General features: G+C 48.5%; 21 protein-coding genes. 19 read left to right on the top strand and 2 right to left on the bottom strand.

From position 1 onward, the window contains the following. Positions 1–41: 41 nt before the first annotated feature. From Q0413_RS00400 to Q0413_RS00310, 19 genes are all read left to right on the top strand, one after another. Positions 42–818: a hypothetical protein gene (locus Q0413_RS00400; RefSeq protein WP_005870834.1), complete on the top strand. Its 777-nt coding sequence runs from the start codon at positions 42–44 to the stop codon at positions 816–818. Beyond that, positions 815–2,020, top strand: coding sequence for a nitrous oxide reductase family maturation protein NosD (locus tag Q0413_RS00395; RefSeq protein WP_298986154.1), 1,206 nt, complete (start codon positions 815–817; stop codon positions 2,018–2,020). The genes Q0413_RS00400 and Q0413_RS00395 overlap by 4 nt, the downstream gene beginning before the upstream one ends. Then, positions 2,017–2,820, top strand: coding sequence for a 4Fe-4S dicluster domain-containing protein (locus tag Q0413_RS00390; RefSeq protein WP_298986151.1), 804 nt, complete (start codon positions 2,017–2,019; stop codon positions 2,818–2,820). Before Q0413_RS00395 ends, Q0413_RS00390 begins: the two co-directional genes overlap by 4 nt. Beyond that, complete coding sequence (locus tag Q0413_RS00385; RefSeq protein WP_298986148.1) at positions 2,817–3,449, top strand: hypothetical protein; 633 nt, start codon at positions 2,817–2,819, stop codon at positions 3,447–3,449. The genes Q0413_RS00390 and Q0413_RS00385 overlap by 4 nt, the downstream gene beginning before the upstream one ends. After that, entirely contained in the window at positions 3,446–3,892 is a 447-nt protein-coding gene (locus Q0413_RS00380; protein ID WP_297960423.1) for a cytochrome C, read from the top strand. The genes Q0413_RS00385 and Q0413_RS00380 overlap by 4 nt, the downstream gene beginning before the upstream one ends. 3 nt (positions 3,893–3,895) lie before the next feature. Then, positions 3,896–4,798: a NapH/MauN family ferredoxin-type protein gene (locus tag Q0413_RS00375; protein ID WP_298986145.1), complete on the top strand. Its 903-nt coding sequence runs from the start codon at positions 3,896–3,898 to the stop codon at positions 4,796–4,798. Between the two features lie 8 nt (positions 4,799–4,806). Continuing rightward, positions 4,807–5,445: an ABC transporter ATP-binding protein gene (locus Q0413_RS00370; protein WP_298986142.1), complete on the top strand. Its 639-nt coding sequence runs from the start codon at positions 4,807–4,809 to the stop codon at positions 5,443–5,445. Beyond that, positions 5,429–6,025 carry a hypothetical protein gene (locus tag Q0413_RS00365; protein WP_298986140.1) on the top strand — a complete coding sequence of 199 codons (597 nt, stop codon included), beginning with the start codon at positions 5,429–5,431 and terminating at the stop codon, positions 6,023–6,025. The genes Q0413_RS00370 and Q0413_RS00365 overlap by 17 nt, the downstream gene beginning before the upstream one ends. 711 nt (positions 6,026–6,736) lie before the next feature. Beyond that, complete coding sequence (locus Q0413_RS00360; protein ID WP_291940222.1) at positions 6,737–7,564, top strand: ABC transporter permease subunit; 828 nt, start codon at positions 6,737–6,739, stop codon at positions 7,562–7,564. Then, a complete protein-coding gene (locus tag Q0413_RS00355) occupies positions 7,561–8,229 on the top strand; it encodes a nitrous oxide reductase accessory protein NosL (RefSeq protein ID WP_298986137.1) in 669 nt (222 codons plus the stop codon). The genes Q0413_RS00360 and Q0413_RS00355 overlap by 4 nt, the downstream gene beginning before the upstream one ends. Positions 8,230–8,446: 217 nt before the next feature. Next, complete coding sequence (locus tag Q0413_RS00350; RefSeq protein ID WP_298986134.1) at positions 8,447–11,167, top strand: carbon monoxide dehydrogenase; 2,721 nt, start codon at positions 8,447–8,449, stop codon at positions 11,165–11,167. Positions 11,168–11,393: 226 nt separating this feature from the next. Beyond that, positions 11,394–11,534 (top strand): hypothetical protein, encoded by a 141-nt coding sequence (locus Q0413_RS00345; RefSeq protein WP_298986131.1) that lies wholly within the window; start codon positions 11,394–11,396, stop codon positions 11,532–11,534. Positions 11,535–12,043: 509 nt separating this feature from the next. Beyond that, entirely contained in the window at positions 12,044–13,036 is a 993-nt protein-coding gene (locus Q0413_RS00340) for an iron ABC transporter permease (RefSeq protein WP_298986129.1), read from the top strand. Next, positions 13,029–13,805, top strand: a complete 777-nt coding sequence (locus tag Q0413_RS00335) for an ABC transporter ATP-binding protein (RefSeq protein ID WP_298986126.1) — start codon at positions 13,029–13,031, stop codon at positions 13,803–13,805. Before Q0413_RS00340 ends, Q0413_RS00335 begins: the two co-directional genes overlap by 8 nt. A gap of 532 nt (positions 13,806–14,337) precedes the next feature. Next, complete coding sequence (locus tag Q0413_RS00330) at positions 14,338–15,798, top strand: DUF4139 domain-containing protein (RefSeq protein WP_298986124.1); 1,461 nt, start codon at positions 14,338–14,340, stop codon at positions 15,796–15,798. A gap of 364 nt (positions 15,799–16,162) precedes the next feature. Beyond that, positions 16,163–16,963, top strand: a complete 801-nt coding sequence (locus tag Q0413_RS00325; protein ID WP_298986122.1) for a hypothetical protein — start codon at positions 16,163–16,165, stop codon at positions 16,961–16,963. 49 nt (positions 16,964–17,012) lie between these two features. Then, the gene (locus tag Q0413_RS00320; protein WP_298986121.1) at positions 17,013–17,162 is read left to right on the top strand and encodes a hypothetical protein; all 150 of its coding nucleotides are present in this window, start codon (positions 17,013–17,015) and stop codon (positions 17,160–17,162) included. Beyond that, positions 17,159–17,920, top strand: a complete 762-nt coding sequence (locus Q0413_RS00315) for a hypothetical protein (protein ID WP_298986119.1) — start codon at positions 17,159–17,161, stop codon at positions 17,918–17,920. The genes Q0413_RS00320 and Q0413_RS00315 overlap by 4 nt, the downstream gene beginning before the upstream one ends. A 90-nt stretch (positions 17,921–18,010) precedes the next feature. Further along, a complete protein-coding gene (locus tag Q0413_RS00310) occupies positions 18,011–18,385 on the top strand; it encodes a hypothetical protein (RefSeq protein ID WP_298986116.1) in 375 nt (124 codons plus the stop codon). A gap of 521 nt (positions 18,386–18,906) precedes the next feature. On the opposite strand, the gene Q0413_RS00305 is transcribed toward Q0413_RS00310, so the two are convergent. Together Q0413_RS00305 and Q0413_RS00300 are read right to left on the bottom strand one after the other, a co-directional pair. Next, positions 18,907–19,479, bottom strand: a complete 573-nt coding sequence (locus tag Q0413_RS00305; protein ID WP_298986114.1) for an alpha/beta hydrolase — start codon at positions 19,477–19,479, stop codon at positions 18,907–18,909. Between the two features lie 60 nt (positions 19,480–19,539). Then, positions 19,540–20,361, bottom strand: a complete 822-nt coding sequence (locus tag Q0413_RS00300; protein ID WP_298986113.1) for a DUF364 domain-containing protein — start codon at positions 20,359–20,361, stop codon at positions 19,540–19,542. Positions 20,362–20,890 lie beyond the last annotated feature (529 nt).

Genomic DNA, 20,890 nt, shown 5'->3' with positions numbered 1-20,890 from the left:
CCCACTCTCCCCCGCAAGGGGGAGAATTTAAAGGAGATGAAATGCCAAAATATAAAATTTACGCGATTTTAGCGCTGCTTATTATGACGGTCGCTTTTACCATCCCTACGCTCGGATTTTTCAAAGTCCAAGGCAAAATCGTATCGGGGCAGGTTAGCAGCGTCTCGCAGCTGCCCGCATACTCCGCACCGATATGGAATTTTTATACAAAAGCATCGTATAAAAATCACCTAATTCCTAGTGATGTTAAAAATGATCTAGGCGCGATGCTGGAGCATAAATTTGAAGTGGGCGTACCTAGCATACCGGTGTGGAAAATTTCACTTGAAGCGCCAAACTATCCAAAAGAGGCTTTCCCCGATGGAATTCCACTTTACGTCCACGTTGACGGCTTTAGCGGCGATGTCGGCGAGATGAATACCCTAAATCACTACATCGGCATGTATCCCGTCTGGCGCGGCGGCACGCTCGAGCACTCGCTATCGCCGTATTATCTCATAATCGCTACGATCGGTATGCTTGCGTTTTTGTACTACGACGGCAAGGGGCAGACTCTGCTTATGATCCTGCCGATCATCGCGCCGCTTATCTTCATAGGCTGCTACGTGGGTTGGCTGTATTGGTTCGGGCACAACCTGCAAGACTGGGGCGCGTTTAAAATAAAGCCTTTTATGCCTACAGCATTTGGCGACGGCAGCGTGGCGCATTTTACTACCCATTCATATCCGGCTCTTGGCTTTTGGCTAATGCTGGCCCTGTCGCTACTATCAGCGTTAGCACTGCTATCTAAGAAAAAATTTCTACGAGAGCATAGATGAGGCTTTTGCTTCTAGCATTCTCGCTCGCGCTAAGCTTAGGCGCGGGCGAGCTTCAAGACGCGATCGATAGCGCAAAAGCGGGCGATATTATAGAACTAGCCGCGGGCGAGTATCACGGCAATATTTTAATCAATAAACCCCTTATTATCGACGGACTAGACCGCTCCGCCGTGATCATAGGCGATCGCAACGGAACGGTCATCCGCGTCCGCTCTCCGCATGTTACAATCAAGAATTTAACAATTCAAAACGGAGGCTTCGAACATCTTAGCGAGGATGCAGGGATCAACGTAAGCGACGTAAACAGCGTAATCATAAAAAATAATCTCATCAAAGACGTGCTCTACGGCGTCGTGCTAAGCAAGGCAAACGACGTAACGATCGAGGGCAACGAAATTTCAAGTAACGCCTACCGCACGAGTTTTAAAGGCGACGGTATCAAGCTTTGGTATTCCAATGCCAATAAAATTTTAAATAACGACGTCCACAACGTCCGCGACACCGTTTTTTACTTCTCAAACGGTAATCTCGTCGCAGGCAATAAAGGCCATAGCTGTCGCTATTCTCTGCACTTTATGAACTCCGGGCATAACGTCGTGGAGGATAACTACTACGACGGCAACAGCGTGGGATTATTTTTTATGTTTTCAAGCGACAATATCGCCAGACGCAATGTCGTGCGCAACGCGGACGGCGCCTACGGCGTAGGCATCGGTATGAAGGATAGCTCAAATTTCAGGGTTACAGATAATAAAGTCGTTTACAATGCCCGCGGATTTTATCTGGATCAATCCCCCTATCAGCCGGGCTCGCTTAACGTTTTTGAAAACAACGATATCGAATACAACAGCATCGGCGTGCAATTCCACGCCACGCAGCTAAAAAGTGTATTTAAAAACAATAAATTTAAAGGCAATATGGAGATCGTGCTAAACGATACGCCCCAATCCAAGCTCTTGCAAAACGAGTGGAGTGGCAACTACTTCGACGATTACGACGGATTTGATCGCGATGGTGACGGCTACGGCGACGTTAGCTACAGCTCATACGCCTACGCGGATAGGCTTTGGGCGCATAAGCCAAGCGTGCGGTTTTTTTACGGCTCCAGCGGGATCGCGCTTTTAAATTTCATCTCCAAGCTCGCTCCGTTTTCAGAGCCTGAGCTACTGCTAAAAGATCCAAAACCTAGGATGAGGCAATGATAAAGAATAGACGCGAAGCGATAAAACTACTTGGCGGAGCGCTCGGGACACTCGGGGCAGCGAGCTTGTTTGCGGATGGAAATTCTACCAATTCCGCAGGCAGTGAAGCGCAAAATTTAAACAAGCAAAATTCCGTAAATTCCACAGGACAAAATTCTGCGCCGAATCCCATAAAACAAAATTCTAGCGGGGATTCCGCCTCTTTGTATCTACGCCCGCCCGGAGCGCTAGCGGAGCGCGGCTTCCGCTCTAGCTGTATCAAGTGCGGCCAATGCGTGCAGGTCTGCCCCTATCACAGCATCTATCTGCTCGATATTACGCATCTTTTTGACATCGGTACCCCGGTCATCGATGCCAAAGAGCGGGGCTGCTATCTTTGCGGCGCGCTTCCTTGCGTGCTCGCCTGTCCAAGCGGCGCGCTCAGCCACGAGACTAACGAGCCTAAAAAGGTTGCGATGGGTATCGCCGTGATTGAAAATTTAGACGCCTGTTTGGCGTATCGCGGGCAGGTTTTAAAACCAGACGATCTGCGCCTAAAGCCCGCCAAGACCGAGCAGGAGCGCGAGTTAAACTCCGCGCTGGCGGCGAAAGAGGGCAAGGTCTGTGATCTATGCGCGTCGCTGTGCCCTTACCCGCAGCCACTTGATGCCATCGCGATGATAGAAGCGGGCGCGCATTTCGCCCCGCAGATCCGTAGCGCTTGCGTCGGTTGCGGGGCGTGCGCAGAGCTCTGCCCGGCGCGTATCATCGAGATAATCCCGCGGGCGGATTACAAATCAATCTATGAAGGAAAACAATGAAAAACTCCATTAAATTCTACCTCTGCTCACTAGCTGCGGCGCTTTTGCTATGCGGCTGCGGAGATAACGACGATTCAAGCTCCGCCGCGGCAAGCTCCGCGGGGCAGAATTCTGTTTCGCAAAGCTCCGCAGAACAAAATTCCGCGAGTTTAAATTCCGCATCGCAGAAAGCGGATCAAAATTCCACTGCCAAGCCTCGCATCAGCGTTAAAAGCGGCGAAGCGCCCAAGAAGGACGATAAGTTCGTAAGCTACGATTTTTACGGCGAGCGAAAGGTAAATTTTAACCTAAACGGCGATGTAAACGAAACGACCAAAAACATCGTGGCATATTCGAGCATCAAAAACCAATACGAAAAGCTAAATTTCGACCTGATGAAAAAGCGCCTTGGGCATGATTTTATCCTGCGCTGTTCAGCGTGCCACGACGACTACGCCAACGGCATCATCGGTCCGTCGCTTCTGGATAAAACCGACGCGCAGATCGTGGATATGATTAAAAAGTATAAATTTAAAGAAAAGCCCAACCCACTTATGGTGCAGCTCGTAAACGGCATGAGCGAGCAGCAGATAGAGACGATGGCGAAAGAAATTTATGAGTTCAACAAACAATTTAAGGAGCAGAAATGAAACCGGGCAAAATTTTAGCTTTGATTTTGGGTGTAGCACTGATCGCGCTGATGATCTTTATGGCTAGTTCGGACGATTCTAGCGCGCCGCAGCAGGAAGTCAAGCCGCAAACGCAAGCAAAGCCTGCGCCGCAGAGCAAAAGCGTCGATCTCATCGACGATAAGGACGTAAAAAATATTAAAATTTTGCAGCAGAGCGTCAAAGAGCGCGATTTCAAGGTTAGCAGCTCCTATCTGGTAAGCTGCGCGCCCTGCCACGGCGATGACGGACGCGGCAAGATCGCTCCGCCGATCGGAGGCAAGAGCAAGGATCAAATTTTAGCAAGTCTCAAAGACTATAAGGCGGGCAAGATCAAAAACAGCCTAATGAGCGGGCTTTTAACCAACGTAAGCGACGAGAGCCTAGATAAGCTCGCGGATGAAATTTCAAAATTTAAAGAGTAGCTCTTGGATAAATATAATTCGCGATGCACGATCAAAAATACGAGCTTTTTCTCGACCTTCGCGCTTAGAAATAAAAGCGGCAAATGGCGCCCCAGCATTCGGGCTCTGCGCTACGCTACGGTATTTTTGGTACATCTACTTTTCGTGCTTTCCTTTCGCGCGGATATTCAAATTTTAGAAGGCGACATCAGCGGCTCGCGGATACTTGGCTTTCATCTATCAGATCCTTTCGCGACTCTTGAGGTGATCGCCGCACACAAGGATCTGCCGATAAATCTACTCATAGGCTCGGGCACGATCTTGCTGTTTTATTTCATCGCGGGCGGCAAGGCGTTTTGCTCGTGGATCTGCCCTTACGGAGCGCTTAGCGAGATCGGCGAGAAGCTGCATAATACGCTAATTGCCAAGCACGTCATCAAGGAGCGCACCCTGCCTCGCGGTATGCGATATGCGATCTGGGCGGTATTTTTGCTGCTAAGTGCTATTACAGACCTGCTCGTTTTTGAAATTTTTAACGTAGTTGGAATTTTATCGCGCTTCATCATCTACGGCTTTTCGCTGGCGGGGCTTTGGATCGTTTTTGTGTTTTTGCTCGAAGTATTTTTTAGCAGGCGAGCGTGGTGCACTCATCTATGCCCGCTAGGAAGCACCTATTCGCTTGCGGCGAAAGCAAGCCTTAGCAAGATTACTTGGGATAAGAGCAGGTGCGATCACTGCGGCGTTTGCCAAGACGTCTGCTTCGTCTCGCACGTGTTAGACATCACCAAAAAAAAGGCATCCGAAAACCTAGGCGATAAGAGCAAATTTATGCTAAAAGGGATCGACTGCACGCTGTGCGGACGCTGTATCGACGTGTGTCATCAAGACGCACTCGGTATCGGCAATAAACTAAAAGATATGATCTAAGGAAGCCTATGATAGAGATTAAAAACGTAAGCAAGAAATTCGGAGATCAATTCGTTTTAAAAGATATCGATCTAGATATCGCGGACGGCGAGCAAGTGCTTTTCGTCGGGCAAAACGGCGCGGGCAAAAGCTCGCTGATGCGGACGATTTTAGGCGAATACATACCCACAAGCGGCAGCGTCGCCATCGACGGATTTGATTCGTTTAAGCAGCGCAGCCGCGCGCTACGCGGTATCAGCTTCGTGCCGCAGACCCCGCCGCCGCTTAAGCTGAGTCTAAATGAGCTCATCTACTTCGCCGAGCGCACGGCGGACGCAAGCAGAGCGGATATAGTAAAATTTTGCGACGAAATGGAGCTTGATCTGAGTTCAAATTTAAACAAACCCTTTCATAAGCTATCCGGCGGTATGAAGCAGAAATTTTTAATTGCGCTAGCATTCGGCAGAGCTAGCAAGGCGATGATTTTCGACGAACCGACCGCCAATCTCGATCCGAGCGCGCGCGAGCGTTTTAAGACGCTTTTGCACAACCACGCAAAAGATAAGAGCTTGATCTTTATCTCGCATAGGCTCGAGGAAGTGGGAGGACTGGTAAAAAGAATGATTTCAATGGATCTAGGGAGGATCGTAGATGACAAAAATGTTTAAAATTATGCTTTGCGCACTTGCGGCGCTTACGTTTTTAGGCTGCGGCGACGAGAAAGACTACGGCAACGTCCACTACGACAGAGACGTGTGCGAGCACTGCCAGATGGCGATCAGCGACAACCGCTTCAGCGTCGATGTACGCGTGGACGGCAAAAACCACTACTTTGACGACATCGGCTGCTTGGTGGATTTTATGGTTACCAACGACAAACTAAACTGGCTGAAGGACGCCAAAATTTACATCAATGACGCTAGCGGCAACGGCGAGTTTATCGACGCACGCACGGCGCATTTTTACAAGGGCTTTAAAACCCCTATGTCGTTCGGCTGGGGCGCGTTTAAAAACAAGCAAGAGGGCAAGCAAGACTTCAGCTTCGATCAAGTAGTCGCGGCGCTTAAAGCGGGCGGCGGCTCGCACGGCATGGGAATGGGCGATATGGGGCATACTCACGGCTCAGATCATGGCATGAGCGGCGATGCGGGCAGCACGGCGCACCCTCAAGGCGCGCCGCACGATATGGGGCAGATGCACGAGGGCAACGGCACTGCGCACGATATGCATTCAGGGCACGCGCATTAAGGACGCTTTGGCTAAGACGAAATTTTAAGCGGCTTCGTTTTGCACTAAATTTAAAGCCTGAATTTCAGCGTGCCGCCCGCGCCGCCATAGATGAGATAAAATTTTACTTCGCAGCGTCGGCGCAAAGCGAGCTGCAGGCGGATCGGCCGCGAAATTTTATCTTGCGGTTTCAGCGTGAGGCAAAGCCAGGCTTAAAAAAACGGCTGCAAAATTTTATCTTGTAACGTAGCTAAATTTAACGCACGGCGCGAGATTTCGTTCTGCCGAATTAAAATTTACGCAGACGCGCTAGCTTAAAATTTCGCCGTAAATTTAAAATTTATCCGGCGCGTAATTCGCCGATGCGGGATTTTTAGAATTTTAAAATTTATGCCGCGGGATACGCCCCGTTTTTGAAATTTTACGAAGCTAAAATTTAAGCGGTCCGTTAAACGGCTAAATTTTAAAACTGCGGCGGATGATGGATAGCGGGCGGCAAACGGCGCGCTGTTCGCAGGCGCCGTAAGCCTGCCGTAAATTTAAAATTTATGCGCGAGCCGCAGTCGCAAGCGGCGGATAAAATTTCGCCGCCTATTTAAAGCTCGGCTGGCAAAATTTAAGGCTGTAAATCCGCGCTGCAAAACGAGGCTAAAATTTAAAGACGGGCGGTGCATTTAAGCCGCGCGAGAAATATAAATTTAAAAGCGCACCGAGGCGCAATAAAGGAAAAGAATGAAAAATTTACTCACCATCGCCGCTTTGGACATCAAAGAGTCCTTCCGCTCGCGCTGGTTCTTGCTCTATCTGCTGATCTTTAGCGGGCTCGTGGCGGCGTTTTTTATCACGGGGGTGACCGACTCGCGCGTGCTCGGCTTTAGCGGGCTTTCGCGACTGCTGCTGCTATTTATTCAGATCTGCATCATCATCCTGCCCGTCTTCGTGCTCGTAACCACCAGCAAGGCGATCCTAGCCGATCGCGACCTAAACATCCTCGAATACCTGCTAAGCTTTCCGATCTCGCAGGCGCAGTATTACTACGGCAAGGCGCTGGGAAGGCTATTTGGAGTCTTCGTGCCGATATTTTTGTCGCTGCTTTTGGCGATCGTTTGGGGTGCGATCAAGGGCACGGGCATTCCGTGGGCGATCTGCCTGCTTTATACGGGGCTTCTTTTTAGCTTGTGCGCGGCGTTTTTAGGGATCGCGTTTTTGATCTGCGCCGTTTCAAAAAGCCAAGAGATGGGGCTTGGGCTCGCGTTTTTCGTCTGGCTTTTCTGCCTTGCGTTTTTGGATCTCGTGCTGATCGGACTGCTCGCAAAAACGGGAGTGAACGAAAATCTGATCTTTGCGATCGCCCTAGCAAATCCGATGGAGGACTTCCGAATCGCTGCTATCAGCCTATTTGATCCCGATCTTGCGGTCATCGGCACGACGGCGTATTTTATCCTAGATCACTTCGGGCGCGGGCTTTTCATCGCCTTTTCGCTGCTCTACCCGATTGCACTGGGCGCGGCGAGCCTCGTTTTGGGCTATTTTATCTTTAGATCGAAGGATTTGGCATGAAATTTCCACTCATTTTGGCGGCATTTATAGCGCTTTGCGGTGCAGCTGAGATGCAAAATTCCGCGGCTCAGAGCTCCGGCTCGGCGCAGAATTTAAGCGCGTCAGATAATACAGGTTCCGATTTGGCGCAGAATTTTAAAAGCGTGCGCGATCTTACGTGGCTCAAAGACGTAAATCTTACCTGCGCCAAATACGGCATCGATACTAGCGCGCACCCTGAATTTCGCGCCTATGCAAGGCTCAAAGACGGCAGCGCGCTCGCGTTTGCTTCGCCCAAGGCGATGTTTGCATATTTTTTTGAAAGTGGGAGTTCGGGCGCAAATTTTAGCGAAGCTTCTGCCGGAGCGAATTCTGCGAGCAAAAATCCAGTTAGCGGCAATTTAGGCGAGGCAAATTCCGCTAGCACAAATCCCCGCGAGGCGAATTCCGCCGACGTAAATTTCGGTGGCGCGGAGCTTTACGTCACCGATTACGCAAGCGGCGAAATTTTGCGGGCGCAGGACGCGTTTTATGTATTCGGCAGCGTACTGCAAAGCGCCAGAGGCGACGATCTCATCACTTTTGCGAGATTGCGCGACGCACAGGACTTTATGCGCGAGAAAAAGGGGCATAAAATTTTACAGTTTCGCGAAATCTCCGCCAAGCTAATCGATTATCTAAGATGATCGAGCCGCTCGGCGGAATTTAAATAAAGCTATTTAGTATATTTTATTCATAAAAATTTATCTTTTATTTTAGTGCGCTATTAAGGGAATTTAAAGCAATTAAAAAATACAATCACGTTAAATTTTATCTATAAGAATTAAATAGTGTAGTCTTTTAGTATATTTATTGAGGGCTGCATTCTCACTTATTTTTAAAATAAATTTTAAGGAGACAACCATGGCAAACGACAAAATCTCAAAACAAAAAGGCTCACGCAAGAAGGCTGCGACGGATGAAAATTCCGCTACGAATACGGGAGAAAATTCTGTCGCAGACGCGCTCAAAAGCTCCGCCGCGTCCGTTTTCGACAAAAGTGCAAGCACTGCTAAAAATTCCGCCGCAAACTCTATAACTTCTGCCTCGCTTACTCGCGACAAAATTTCTAAAAATCGCGCCGCAGGTGAGAATTCCTGCGACGAGTGCGATTGCGAAGCCAGAAATTCCGCGTCTGGCTACGATGATAGCGCAAGCTCTGCTTCAATTACGAACTTTGCGGCGTACTCAAGCGCTCAAGGCGCAAGCAACGCCCAAAATTCCGCGATAGGCTCTACGACAAATTCCATGGCCGATTCTTTGATAAATTCCATCTCAAATCCTACGAAGAGCCCAAGCAGCAAAGACCATTTCTCTTGCTCGCACGAGCATAGCGATAACTCCGCAATCCACTCGCATCTACGCGACGAAGATCTTGCGACCCACCCACACGATCAAGAAGAAAACCTCGCAGCTTATTTGCACGAATACGGCGCAAATTCTGCGGCGTATTCGCACGAGCGCGACGAGGATTCCGTCATCAGCTCGCACGAGCACGACAAACATTGCCATGATCACAAGCCCCACTCTCATCGCGCGATTATTGGATTTGACGAGCACGGTATCCCAAAAGTTTTAGTGCCCGCAAAGGCTAGTCCGCACACACATAAAGACGCGCAGGGCAATCTTTTCGAGCATTTTCACGAGGCGGAATTTACGGCGGATTATATGAAGGCGGTGCTTGAATACAAAAAGACCTTCCCTACAAAGCAAGAAGTACTTGAGAAAACCCCCGATCCCGCCGTGCGCGAAATGATGCTTAGGATGGAGCAGATCGGCGTAGATACGGCGTTTGATCGCTTCGACAAACAGATGCCGATGTGTAGCTATGGGCTTAGCGGAGTATGCTGTAAGATCTGCAATATGGGGCCTTGCAAAATTACTAAAAAGGCTGATCGCGGCACTTGCGGTGCAGACGCCGATCTCATCGTATCGCGCAACCTATTGCGTCAAGTAGCTGCAGGCGTAGCTCAACACGGCGCGCACGCCAGAGAGCTTCTGCTGTCGCTAAAATGGGCGGCGCAGGGCAAGCTAGATCTGCCCATAATAGGCGAATACAAAATCATCAATACCGCCAAAGCCTTTGGAATTCCAACTGAAGGCAGAGAGTTAAAAGAGGTAGCGATCGAGCTTGCCGATACGCTTTTAACAGATCTTTCGCAAAGTAGCGGCGAGTATAAAACCATCACTGCGCTCGCGCCCAAGGAGCGTCAAGAAGTATGGCGCAAGCTGGATATCTTGCCGATTAGTGCGTATAACGAAGTCTTTGAGGCGTATCACCGAACGGGTGTAGGCACGGATGGAGACTGGCGCAGCGTGATGCAGCATCTTTTGCGCTGTGGGCTTGCTTTTACCTTCACCGGCGTAGTAGCTGCTAATATCGCTACGGATGCGCTATTTGGCGTAGGAGATCGCGTAACTTCCAAAAGCAATATGGGCGCGCTCAAAAAAGGCTGGGTCAATATCGCCGTGCACGGACATCTGCCGACATTGGTAAGCCTAATAGTGGAGATCGGAAATTCTAAAGAGTACCAAGACAAGGCTCGCGCAATAGGCGCGCAGGGGATCGCATTTTACGGCGTGTGCTGTTCTGGACTATCGGCGATGTATCGCAATTGGGGCGTCGTGCCGCTCTCAAACGCCGTAACTGCCGAACTCGTCATAGGCACAGGCGCACTTGATCTTTGGGTCGCCGATGTCCAAGATGTCTATCCTGCGATCATGGACGTGGCTAACTGCTTCCAGACCAAGGTCGTTACCACAAGCTCATCGGCTAGGCTTCCCGGAGCCGAGCATATAGGCTACGATCATCACCACAGCAATATCGCCGAAACTAGGAATTTAGCGCGTAAAATTCTAGATCGCGCATTGCAATCTCACGAAAAGCGCAAGGGGCTGCCGGTATATATCCCGCCGTATGAAGTTGAGGCCGAAGTGGGCTTTTCGGTAGAATTCGTCCATAAACACTACGGCGGCATGGAGCCGTTAGCGCACGCGCTAAAAAGCGGTGAAATTTTAGGCATCGTAAATATGGTCGGCTGCACCAATCCTAAAGTGCCTTATGAGCGCGCTATCATAGATGTCGCACAAACCCTAATCGAAAATAACGTCCTAATCCTAACCAACGGCTGCGCGTCGTTCCCGCTAATGAAGCTGGGCTTTTGCCAAAAAAGCGCGTATAAAAAAGCAGGCGCGTCGCTGCGGGCATTTTTAGAAAAAGACGAGCTTCCGCCGGTTTGGCACGTGGGCGAGTGCATCGATAACACTCGCTCCAGCGGAATTTTCGCAGGTATCGCAGGAGTACTAGGCAAAAATCTCTACGAGCTGCCGCTTGCCTTCACCTCTCCCGAGTGGGCGAACGAAAAGGGCGTCGATGCCTCGCTCGGATTCCGCCTAATGGGCATCGACTCATATCACTGCGTCGAGTATCAAATCCACGGCTCTGCAAACGTCATACACTTTTTCAAAGAGGGCACCAGGCGGGCGCTTGGCTCTGTGATGCACGTAGATACCGATCCGGTCGCGCTTGCGCTAAAAATGGTAAGCGACATGCGCTTAAAACGCAAAGCTCTAGGCTGGCAGTAGCGACGGATGGATTCATTTCGCATCGCATTTTAAGCGATGCGAAATTTCATGATAAAATTTAACCTCTTGCGGACAAATAAAATCCCTCAGCCAAACGGCAATTAAAATTCTACAACTAAGTGGCTAGCAAAACCGGGGTCAAATAAAAAGAAATTTTTCGCACCGCATCCGTTCGTGGAATTTTAAATCAAATCTTCAGACTCTGTATAAAATTTCGCCGCACGCCGTGTCTGCTGCTAAATCGGCGGAATTTAGCCAGGCAAAATTCCGTCATCAGGCTTACGTCTATCTTTCGCAAAAGGATGAAATTTTAAAATTCCATCTCAGCGTAAATTTCGTAGACGTTCATCTGAAATCCGCAAGCTAAATTTTGCTAAAAGCCTTATTGCACAGAGCTGCACGCCATTAGATTCGCTCACGTATATGAAAGCCGAAATCATAAAAATTTAATATGATATGTGCTAAAATGCCACATCTGTTTAAGGATTTAGATGTATAAATCAAAGTCGCTGCAGTCTCTGTGTCATCATCGGTAGGAGATGTCGTGCGAGGCGGAGGCGCTGTCGTCAAGCCTGCGTTTGGCAGCTTGAAGCGGCGCGACAAAAGCGCGTCTGTGCTGTGCCTACAAACATCATTTTCGGCTGAGACCGCACGGGCGCGAGGGCGCCACTACAAATCTTGTAGGCGGCTAAAATTTTCATCCGGATCTTTTCTGAAATATTGATCTTGGAGTTATCACGAAGGAATTTTACTGCAAGCCTTTCGTCTACGAGCCGGAAGACGGAATTTAAAGCGGAATTTTAAACGGGTTTCAACGAGGTGAAATTTCAAAGATTAAATTTAAGACAAAAGATAAAATTTAAAGCAAGGGAAGGTATGAAAAATTTTAAATTTATGCTCGTGCTGCTGATACTGGCGACGATCGCGACGATCTCGATATCGCTTTGTATAGGGCGCTTCGGCCTAAGCATCACCGAGGTGCTAAAAGCGCTTAGCGGCGGCGAAGTAGCGCAAAACGTCCACAATGTCGTCATGCAGGTGCGCTTGCCGCGTATCATCGCCGCAGTGCTCGTGGGCGCAGCGCTGGGCATCAGCGGCACGGCGTATCAGGGCGTCTTTAAAAACCAGCTCGTCTCGCCCGATCTCTTAGGCGTTAGCGCGGGGGCTTGCGTGGGCGCGGCGATCGCGATCCTGCTTGATCTAAATATCCTTTTGATCCAGCTTTTCGCCTTTGTTTTCGGGCTCGCGGCGGTTTGCATTACGCTTCTGATCACGCGCGCGCTGCGTTCGAGCGCCACCATAATGCTCGTGCTTGCGGGCATCATCGTAAGCGGTCTGATGGGCGCGCTGATCGGATTTTTAAAATTTATGGCAGATCCCGAGACGAAGCTTGCAGACATCGTGTATTGGCAGTTAGGAAGCCTCGCGAAGGTCGATCCCTCCGTGCTAGCGATGATAGCGCCCGTGATGGGGGTTTGTATCGCTATCTTGGTGCTGATGAGCTACCGCATAAACGTCCTATCCATGGGCGATGCGACCGCGGCGAAGCTGGGCGTAAACGTCGTGCTGGAGCGGGGCATCATCATCGTCTGCGCGACGCTGCTAACCGCAAGCAGCGTGTGTATCAGCGGCATAGTCGCGTGGGTGGGGCTTTTGATGCCGCATCTAACGCGCATGATCGTGGGCGTAAGCAACACCAAAGCGATCCCCGCGAGCATATTTTTAAGCGCGATCTTCGTGCTAATCGTAGATGACGTAGCGCGCAGCATAAATCAAAGCGAGATCCCGTTAGGGGTGCTTACGGGCTTTATCGGCACGCTATTTTTTATATTCATTCTGCTTAAAAACAAAAGGAAGCTAAATGGTTAGAGTTGAGAGCTTAGACTTCGGCTACGTAAAATCCGCCCCTCTGACGCTACACGACGTAAATTTACACCTCGAAGCGGGCGCGATGCTGACGATTTTGGGGCAAAACGGCGCGGGCAAATCGACGCTTTTAAATTTAATCAGCGGCACGCTTGAGCCTCTGCGCGGTAAAATTTCAATTGACGGCAAGGATATGGCGAGCCTTAGCGCCAAAGGGCGCGCCGAGATCATCGGCTACGTCTCGCAAAGCGAGGTCTGCGAGTACGACTACAGCGTCTTTGAATACGTCCTGATGGGGCGCACGGCGCATATAGGGATCTTTTCGCAGCCGAGCGAAAGCGACTACAAACTCGCGCAGCGCTACATGAAAATGCTTGAAATTTGGCACCTAAAAGACAAGATCATCACGCGCCTAAGCGGCGGCCAGAGGCAGATGGCGTCTATCGCGCGCGCCCTTTGCAGCGAGCCCAAGATCGTGATCTTCGACGAGCCGACCTCGGCGTTAGACTTTGCCAACCAATACAAATTCCTCCGCGCCACAAAAGAGCTTCTCAAAAACGGCTACACCGTCGTTTTAGCCACGCACAATCCGGACTTCGCGCTGCTTTTGGGCGGTTACGTCGCGCTCGTAAAAGGCGGCGGCGAGGTCGCATACGGCAAGGCCGAGCAGATCATAAAGAGCGAAATTTTAAGCAAACTATACGATCTGAAGCTCGACGTCAGCTACAACGAAAAGGTCGGCAGGGTCTGCTGTTTAACGTATCCATTCTAGTCTTTACTTCGCGGACGAGCAAAGCTCGTCCTTGCGACGAGGAGCTTCGCTCCCTCGACCCACCTAAAGTTTCAGAAATTTTGCTGCGCAAAATTTTAAAATTTATTGTTTTACTTCTTGCGACAGCCAAGCCACCGCTGCGACGGAGAGCTTCGCTGTTTCTCGCGAAGGCTAGAAAGCGCCCCGCGCTTCCTTCGCATTGCTTCGCTCGCCTAAAGTTTCAGAAATTTTACTACGTAAAATTTTAAAATTTATCGGTTTTACTTCTCGGTTCGAACAAGATCCGAGCCTGCGAGCGGGGCTCTGCCCCACACCCCGCTAAAGTTACGGCAGGCTAGCGCCTGCATTTTTATCAGTTTTACTTCGCGAGCAACAAAGTTTATATAGCGCTAGCGGCGGGGGATTTTACGGCGGCTAAATTTTAAAATTTCAAAGCGGGCGGCGGAGGCGGAATTTTAAAATTCGTTCTAAATTTTAAGCATAAAAATCAAAATTTATCGTTACAATTACGTAAAATTTTTAAGGAGCAAAAATGAAAAAAATAGTTCTTTTAAGCGCAGTTGCGGCGCTTGCCGTAAATTTAAGCGCACAGGAAAATAGCCTTGAGATCTACGCGAACTCCGCTTTCTTATACCAAAACTTCGGCGCGCAAAAATCAAACTTCAGCGTGAACGTACCGGAGTACTTGGATATCCGCAGCATCGAGATTGTGGGCTCTTGCGAAGTGCGCGAATTGTCTTTGGAGGAGAGCGAGCCCGTGAAAAACGCGGAATTCGCCAAAAAAGAGGCGGACGAAAAGAGCCTGCGCGAGCTAAACGACCGCCTGGTCGCGCTTAAGGCGCAGCAGCGCTTTTTAAGCGATTTTGCGAGCTTAAAAGATAGAAGTTTGGCGAGCCTAAAGACGGATTCGCAGAAAATTTACGACGAAGTCCTGCTCGTAGCGGGCGAAATTTCAAAGACGGACGAGCAAATCGGAAAGCTCAAAGAGAAAATTTCAAAATACCGGATCAAAAACGAGCGCCGCTTAAACGCGAACTTTGGCTGCGATCCGAGTTTTGTAAAAATAAGCTACCCCGTTGATGTTAGCGCCTACACGCACAACGAGCTCTCCGCAGATCTTACTAGCGGTAAAATAGAGGTCGCGCAAAAACTCTCGGTGCAAAATCCGCTAAATGCCGAGCTAGCGAATTTGACGATCGCGCTGTATCCTTACGAATACTCCTCGCAGACCGCGCCGCAGCCGTTTTATCCGTGGTACGAGGGCGAGCCTGCAAAGCCGGCGCCCGCGGCGGCTTATAAAAAGGATGTGATGCTAGAGGTGGCGGATATGCAGAGGGCGCCTGCGGCGGAGGCTAGATCGTCATATCAAAGGACGGGCTCGAATATCGAAAGCTCGCTCTCAAAGGTGTGGAAAATCAGCGGCGTAAGCCTAAAAGCGGGCGAGACGGGCGAGTTTAGCTTCGATAAACAGAGCCTAGATGCGAAATTTGATCTGCTCATCGACGGCTACGGCAGCGAGGCGGCCTACGTGCGAGCTAAATTTAGCCCCGTAAGAAACATAGAGGAGAGCGAAACGCTAATAAAGCTCGACGGCGTGCAGATCGGACTCGTGCATCTAGGCTTTGCCGCAAACTCCGAGGCTACAGCGTATCTGGGTAAAAATAGCCTGATCGAAGTCAAAAAAGAGCAGGCAAACAACTTCACAAAAAACTCATTTTTCGGCGGCGAAAGCAAAAATTCCATGGCTTGGGATTACGAGATCAAAAATAGCTCCAAGCGCGCGTGGAACGTGGTTTTGCAAGAGCGAGCGCCCGTTTCGACGCATGAGGACGTAAAGGTCGCGCTAAAAAACTCGCCCGAGCAGAGCAGCCTCGGCAAGGATGGACTACTTAGCTGGGACTTTGAGCTAAAGCCGGGCGAGAGCAAAAAGATCCGCTTCGGCTACGAGCTAAGCAAGCCGAAGAAGCAAAGAGCTTTGGCGCGGCGCGGTTAAATTTTGCGCAGCGAAGTAGCTTTTTGTGGTGCGGTTAAATTTTGCGGGCATAAAACCAAGGCGCGGCTTTAGAGCTTATCTGAAATTTTTGGCGCCACGTCGCTGAATTTTACGCGCCGCGCCGAGTAAAATTTGAGCGCCGCGAGAACTAAAAATTTAAATGTTTCGGCGATTTAAAATTGGCTAGCGCGGGATATGAAATTTAGCGATGCAAAGAGGTTTTGGCTCTAGGCAGAAAACTTTGAGTGTCGCTAAAATTTATCTCAAATTTAGAAAGGTCAGAGTAATGAACGCGGAGCGAAGGTATAAATTTAACGCAGCGGCGAGGTGTGCTAGCCTTGCGGGCGGCGCCTAAAGGATCGTAATGAAATTTCGCAAACTTAAATTTAAAATCCTAGCCGCGGCACTACTTTTCTGCGCCCTGCTTATCCGCATCGTGCCGGATTACTCCGCTTCGCAAGGCTCCTGCGTAGTTACTATTTTTAGCTATTACAAATATCAAAAGGGATACTGCCTAAAAGAGAATAGAGCTTTAAGCAACGAAGAGCTACTTCAAAATGCTGCTATAAATTATTTTAAAAGATATTACGACTATGAGGTTCTGCGAAATACCATTATCGATGAGCACGATATAAAAAATTTCGGCCATAGTTTTTATACGGCGAGCATCTCCAAGCTCTATCTAATCGGCGATTTCAATGAAGAAAACTGGTTTGATTTTTTGGTTGAAAATACCGACAGAAAGAGTTTTGATTATGAGATAAAAGACAAGACGCAAATAGATATCTCCGATCTATCCAAATACTTTGTGTATAAGGATGAAATTTTAGGCTTTAAAAAGCCTATCATCTTATCCGAAGAGAAAAATCCATTTCATAACGGAAAAATGTTTTTAGAAAAATCATTTTTAATTAAAGAAAATCAATTTTTTGTGAATTATGTTGATGTCGATGATATAAGTTTTTACATTGAATATAATGTTATTAAAAATTTAATGGCAATAAAAAGCGGATATGAGAGTTTAGAAAACTTTAACAAAGTCTTGGCTTATACCCATATGAAAAATCTGCGACGTAAATTCTCATACGATAATTGCGGAAATATAAATTTTGATATCAAAGCCCCGGCGGAACAGGAGCTGGATATGTGGATTCACGGCGGATAAGATTGGTTGAAATTTTATCTTAACGAATGTAACCGAAAAAGGATAAGAGATGGGCAAAAAAGAAACTGATTTGAGATTAGAATTAGAGGGCAATTACGGCGCCGATATATTGAGTTATTATTTGTGGGGCAAACAAACTCCTCCAGACCCGAAAGAATTAGCCTCTAACGAATGGATGGATAGAAAAGGACTGATATGAAATTCTACAGGTCTATTAAATTTAAAGTCCTAGCGGGCACGCTACTTCTTATAATAATACTCTGCGCCATATTTATTCGAATAATTCCCGATTATTCCACTTCACGAGGCTTTGTGATAGTTTCCCTTTCCGACTACGACAAATACAAGCAAGGATACTGCCTCAAAGAAAATAGAATTTTGCCGAAGGAAGAGCTGTATAAAAGAGTAGCAGGGGCATATTTGGACTATGATGTAAAGCTATATTGGATGATTGATAATTATAGGTTGAAAACCTTCGGTAGTCTTTGGTCCAGTAGATATGAGGTTGCATACTATGAACTAGAAAATATAAACTTATCAAATTGTTTTGATGTATTAGAAAAATATTACCAAGAGGGAAAAACGACTGAGGAGATACTGATGAAAGAGCTAAAGGCTAAAAAAACCGATCCAAAGAAATATCTAAAAATAAATTTGAAAGATACGAGCGTTGGATTTGACAGACCGATAGTTATGGTTAACGGCGACGATAAAGAAGTCACAGGTACTTTGTTTCTTGATAAATTTGCTATATTTAACGGTAATTATATGCAATTTAACCATTCCGAGTATATTTATGACTTGATAACGAATTTTGACATTACTAGAGAATACTATAAAGAGAGAAAAAATGCCGTAGTCGGTATTGGAAAAGGTTTTAAATTTGATAACTGCGGGAATTTAAATTATCCGCTAGAAAAATACTATTTGGGCGGTAGAGATATAGAGATGCGCTAAAAGTTTTATATAAATTTCGTTAAAAATTTTAAGGGACTTAAGACCGATGACGCGGAACAAAGGTATAAATTTCACGGAGCGGCGAGATATTTGCTGGCGGTTCCGATAGTTTTCTTGCTTGATTGGTGGGCGGCAGCTTTGATTTTGGCGGTTTTGCCTTTTGAGGGTGCGCTAAGGATCGCCGTTTTTGCGGCGACATTTGCGATTTTGGCTTGCGCGCCGCTTTGGTATCTGCTCAAAAGGTATAAAAATTTTAAGCACAGCAAACTGTTTGTAAAAAATCCAAATCTTAGTTTACTGCTTTTTGCGGTAGAAAATTTATCGCTCGGTGCTTTTTACGGTGGGTTTTTGGCATGCCTCGCGGCGGGATATTTTTGGGGCGAGCATGCCGCCGGCTGGAGCGCGGTGTTTGCATTTGCGTTCGCGCCTGTTTGTCTGATCGTTTTTGTGATTTCATACGTTTAACAAAAAGAAAAGCTAGGCCTATGCGCCTTTCGCGCCCGCTAAATTTTATCTCTCGCGCGGCACGGGCTTGGGCACGGAATTTAACCTGCGCAAGCTGGGCGAGATTTAAAATTTAGCTCATCTACTTGCTTTAAAATTTTAAAATTTCGTCGTCGCAAAAGCTCCGTCGCGGGCGCTAAATTTTATCTTCTACGCGTTGCAGGCTCGAACACGGATTTAGCTCGCGCAAGTCGAGTGCAAAATTTTGCCACGGATGAAATTCTCGCTAGCCGCCGCGCTTTGACATTTATGCAGAACACGCTTATGTCGCTGCGGCGTTTACAAAATTTTAAAACGGCGCGGAGCTCGCCTCGCAAACGGCGATTGCACCGCGGGCTTATCTATGCAAGCTCGGAGCTTTGCAGCTAACGAAGAGGTCTTATTTTTGCCGCTCTTTAAATCAAATCCAAGCTTCAGGAGAGAAAACGCGAGCGGCAAATGCAGAAGTAAATACCGATATAGCGGGCGCGTTTACCCCAAATCTAGCCTTTTAATTTCATCATTTTTTCTAAAATTTCATACACAAGATCGAGCTTCGTAAAGCCGTCTCTATCCAAAAAATGCCCGCCCTTCTCCACCTCGTAAAACTTAGCATCGATCTGCCCCGCTAGCTCGCGGCTAAAGCTAAACGGCACGATATAATCATCCTTTGCGGCAACCACCGCGCGCTGTTTTGCGGCGGCTTTTATGCGCTCAAAATCAAAGCCTTTATCCATAAACTCGTCTAAAATTTTAAATTGCGGATCGCTAAGCGGTTTTGCAAGCCCCGAGACCAGCACGACGCCCTCTACTGCGCCGCCCATGGCACTGCTTTGTAAGAAATTTAGGATCGTAGGGCATCCGAGGCTGTGTCCGACCAGATAAACTTCGCCTTCAAATTTTACGCTTTCGCGTAGAGTTTTCAGCCACTCATCAAGCCTCGGATGCGCAGGCGTAGGCATCGTTAAAATTTCCGCCCTCGCGCCCGATTTTTCGATCTCGCTTTTAAGCCAAGCAAACCAGTGCTTCTTAGGCGAAGTGTCGTAGCCGTGCACGATATAGACGCACTTTTGCATATTTTTCTCCTTTAAATTTAAGCCCTTTGCGCACAGAATTTTAAAATTTCAATCCGCGCCCTAGCTCTTGCAAATCGTAATTTTATCGGCAAATTTACCCAAAAAGTGATACCCCGAGCCCGCCTGCGCGATGATATCGAGTACCGCGTCCGCATCTCGCACGAGCGTGCCGCCCGCAAAGTCCACGCCGCGCTCAAACAGCGCCTGCGGCAGTAGCGGCGTGGTTGGCCCCACGAGCACGAGCTTGGCGCCGCTTTTTTTCAGGCGCAAAAGCCCATCGAGCGTGTCGTTGATGAGCGTCGTAGCCGTGATTATAACGTTATCTGCGCGCGGCACGACGCTTGCGGCCTCGCTTGCAGGCAGGTAAAACGGCAGTTCCGCCTGCTTGAGCGTGCTTTTGTCAAGCTCTAAAATTTTAAAATCCGCGCCATTTTTCATCAGCGTCTTGATGTAGGGCACCAGCGCGCCCACGACGACGCTAAAGCTGCCGCGCCCGATCCGCAGCTGCTCAAAGGGATCGGCGCCGAATTTCACATCGTAATCGGCGCGGATTTTATCGAAACACGCCCTGCCGAGCGCATTTAGCGCGGCGAGCGCGAGCGTCTTTTTAAGTGGCGCGGCAGAGCCCAGATCGCGCAGAAGATAGCGCACGCTCTTGCCTGCGATATTGCCCGAATCGGGCATCACGCTTGCTTGCGAGGGGCAGCAAACGGCGCCCGATAGGGACTTTAGCGGCGTATAGCTAAGCCCGCACGCGCCCCCTTGCAGCTTCACGCCGCTAAAAAACAGCCCCACGACCGCGCGCTCGATCTTAAGATCCAGCGCCTGGGCGCCTAAAATTTCTTTCGCGCACTCTAGCGTTTGATCTAAAATTTCGCTCATTTTCGCTCCTTTAATGTGGAATTTAGCGCCATTATAGCTTAAAATTTTGGCGCCCGTATTGATATAAATTTATTGATCGCACGAGCGGCGACATCCAAGCAGGCGCGAGCCAAATTTAACGCAAACGGCAGGCGCGAGATAAAATTTATGTAGCGAGCGCGTATCGTTGCGGCTTGGAATTTTAAACTAATCGGCGGCGCGGACGGATCAAATTTAACGAGAGCAAGCCGATGCGAGCTCGGGCAAATGCGAGCAAATTTGATAATTGCGAGCGAATGCAAACTCGGACGCGAGCTAAATTTAACGAAAGCGGCAGCGGGCAAAATTTAATAAAAGCGGCAAGCGTGGGTAAAATTAATAAAATTAGCAGATGCAGGTAAAATTTACGTGACGAGCCGTATCTGCGACAAGTCGCGCCCGCTGCGGAGTTAAATTTTATTTCTTACCTGCCACACGGCTAAATTTTATTTCATATCCGTCGTAGGGTTAAATTTTATTTCCGATCCATCGCAAAGCTAAATTTTATTTT

It is taken from the genome of uncultured Campylobacter sp. (assembly GCF_938045465.1).
Taxonomy (GTDB): Bacteria; Campylobacterota; Campylobacteria; order Campylobacterales; family Campylobacteraceae; genus Campylobacter_B.
Note: the sequence above shows the minus strand (reverse complement) of the source record. Positions and strands in the feature narration are given on the sequence as shown.

Bases quoted from the DNA above. Each gene is read 5' to 3' on its own strand.
- Q0413_RS00335 (WP_298986126.1), top strand. From the start codon at position 13,029: ATGGTTAGAGTTGAGAGCTTAGACTTCGGCTACGTAAAATCCGCCCCT.
- Q0413_RS00395 (WP_298986154.1), top strand. From the start codon at position 815: ATGAGGCTTTTGCTTCTAGCATTCTCGCTCGCGCTAAGCTTAGGCGCG.
- Q0413_RS00300 (WP_298986113.1), bottom strand. From the start codon at position 20,361: ATGAGCGAAATTTTAGATCAAACGCTAGAGTGCGCGAAAGAAATTTTA.
- Q0413_RS00365 (WP_298986140.1), top strand. From the start codon at position 5,429: ATGACAAAAATGTTTAAAATTATGCTTTGCGCACTTGCGGCGCTTACG.
- Q0413_RS00370 (WP_298986142.1), top strand. From the start codon at position 4,807: ATGATAGAGATTAAAAACGTAAGCAAGAAATTCGGAGATCAATTCGTT.
- Q0413_RS00380 (WP_297960423.1), top strand. From the start codon at position 3,446: ATGAAACCGGGCAAAATTTTAGCTTTGATTTTGGGTGTAGCACTGATC.
- Q0413_RS00315 (WP_298986119.1), top strand. From the start codon at position 17,159: ATGAAATTCTACAGGTCTATTAAATTTAAAGTCCTAGCGGGCACGCTA.
- Q0413_RS00350 (WP_298986134.1), top strand. From the start codon at position 8,447: ATGGCAAACGACAAAATCTCAAAACAAAAAGGCTCACGCAAGAAGGCT.
- Q0413_RS00355 (WP_298986137.1), top strand. From the start codon at position 7,561: ATGAAATTTCCACTCATTTTGGCGGCATTTATAGCGCTTTGCGGTGCA.
- Q0413_RS00390 (WP_298986151.1), top strand. From the start codon at position 2,017: ATGATAAAGAATAGACGCGAAGCGATAAAACTACTTGGCGGAGCGCTC.
- Q0413_RS00400 (WP_005870834.1), top strand. From the start codon at position 42: ATGCCAAAATATAAAATTTACGCGATTTTAGCGCTGCTTATTATGACG.
- Q0413_RS00340 (WP_298986129.1), top strand. From the start codon at position 12,044: ATGAAAAATTTTAAATTTATGCTCGTGCTGCTGATACTGGCGACGATC.
- Q0413_RS00305 (WP_298986114.1), bottom strand. From the start codon at position 19,479: ATGCAAAAGTGCGTCTATATCGTGCACGGCTACGACACTTCGCCTAAG.
- Q0413_RS00325 (WP_298986122.1), top strand. From the start codon at position 16,163: ATGAAATTTCGCAAACTTAAATTTAAAATCCTAGCCGCGGCACTACTT.
- Q0413_RS00360 (WP_291940222.1), top strand. From the start codon at position 6,737: ATGAAAAATTTACTCACCATCGCCGCTTTGGACATCAAAGAGTCCTTC.
- Q0413_RS00320 (WP_298986121.1), top strand. From the start codon at position 17,013: ATGGGCAAAAAAGAAACTGATTTGAGATTAGAATTAGAGGGCAATTAC.
- Q0413_RS00330 (WP_298986124.1), top strand. From the start codon at position 14,338: ATGAAAAAAATAGTTCTTTTAAGCGCAGTTGCGGCGCTTGCCGTAAAT.
- Q0413_RS00385 (WP_298986148.1), top strand. From the start codon at position 2,817: ATGAAAAACTCCATTAAATTCTACCTCTGCTCACTAGCTGCGGCGCTT.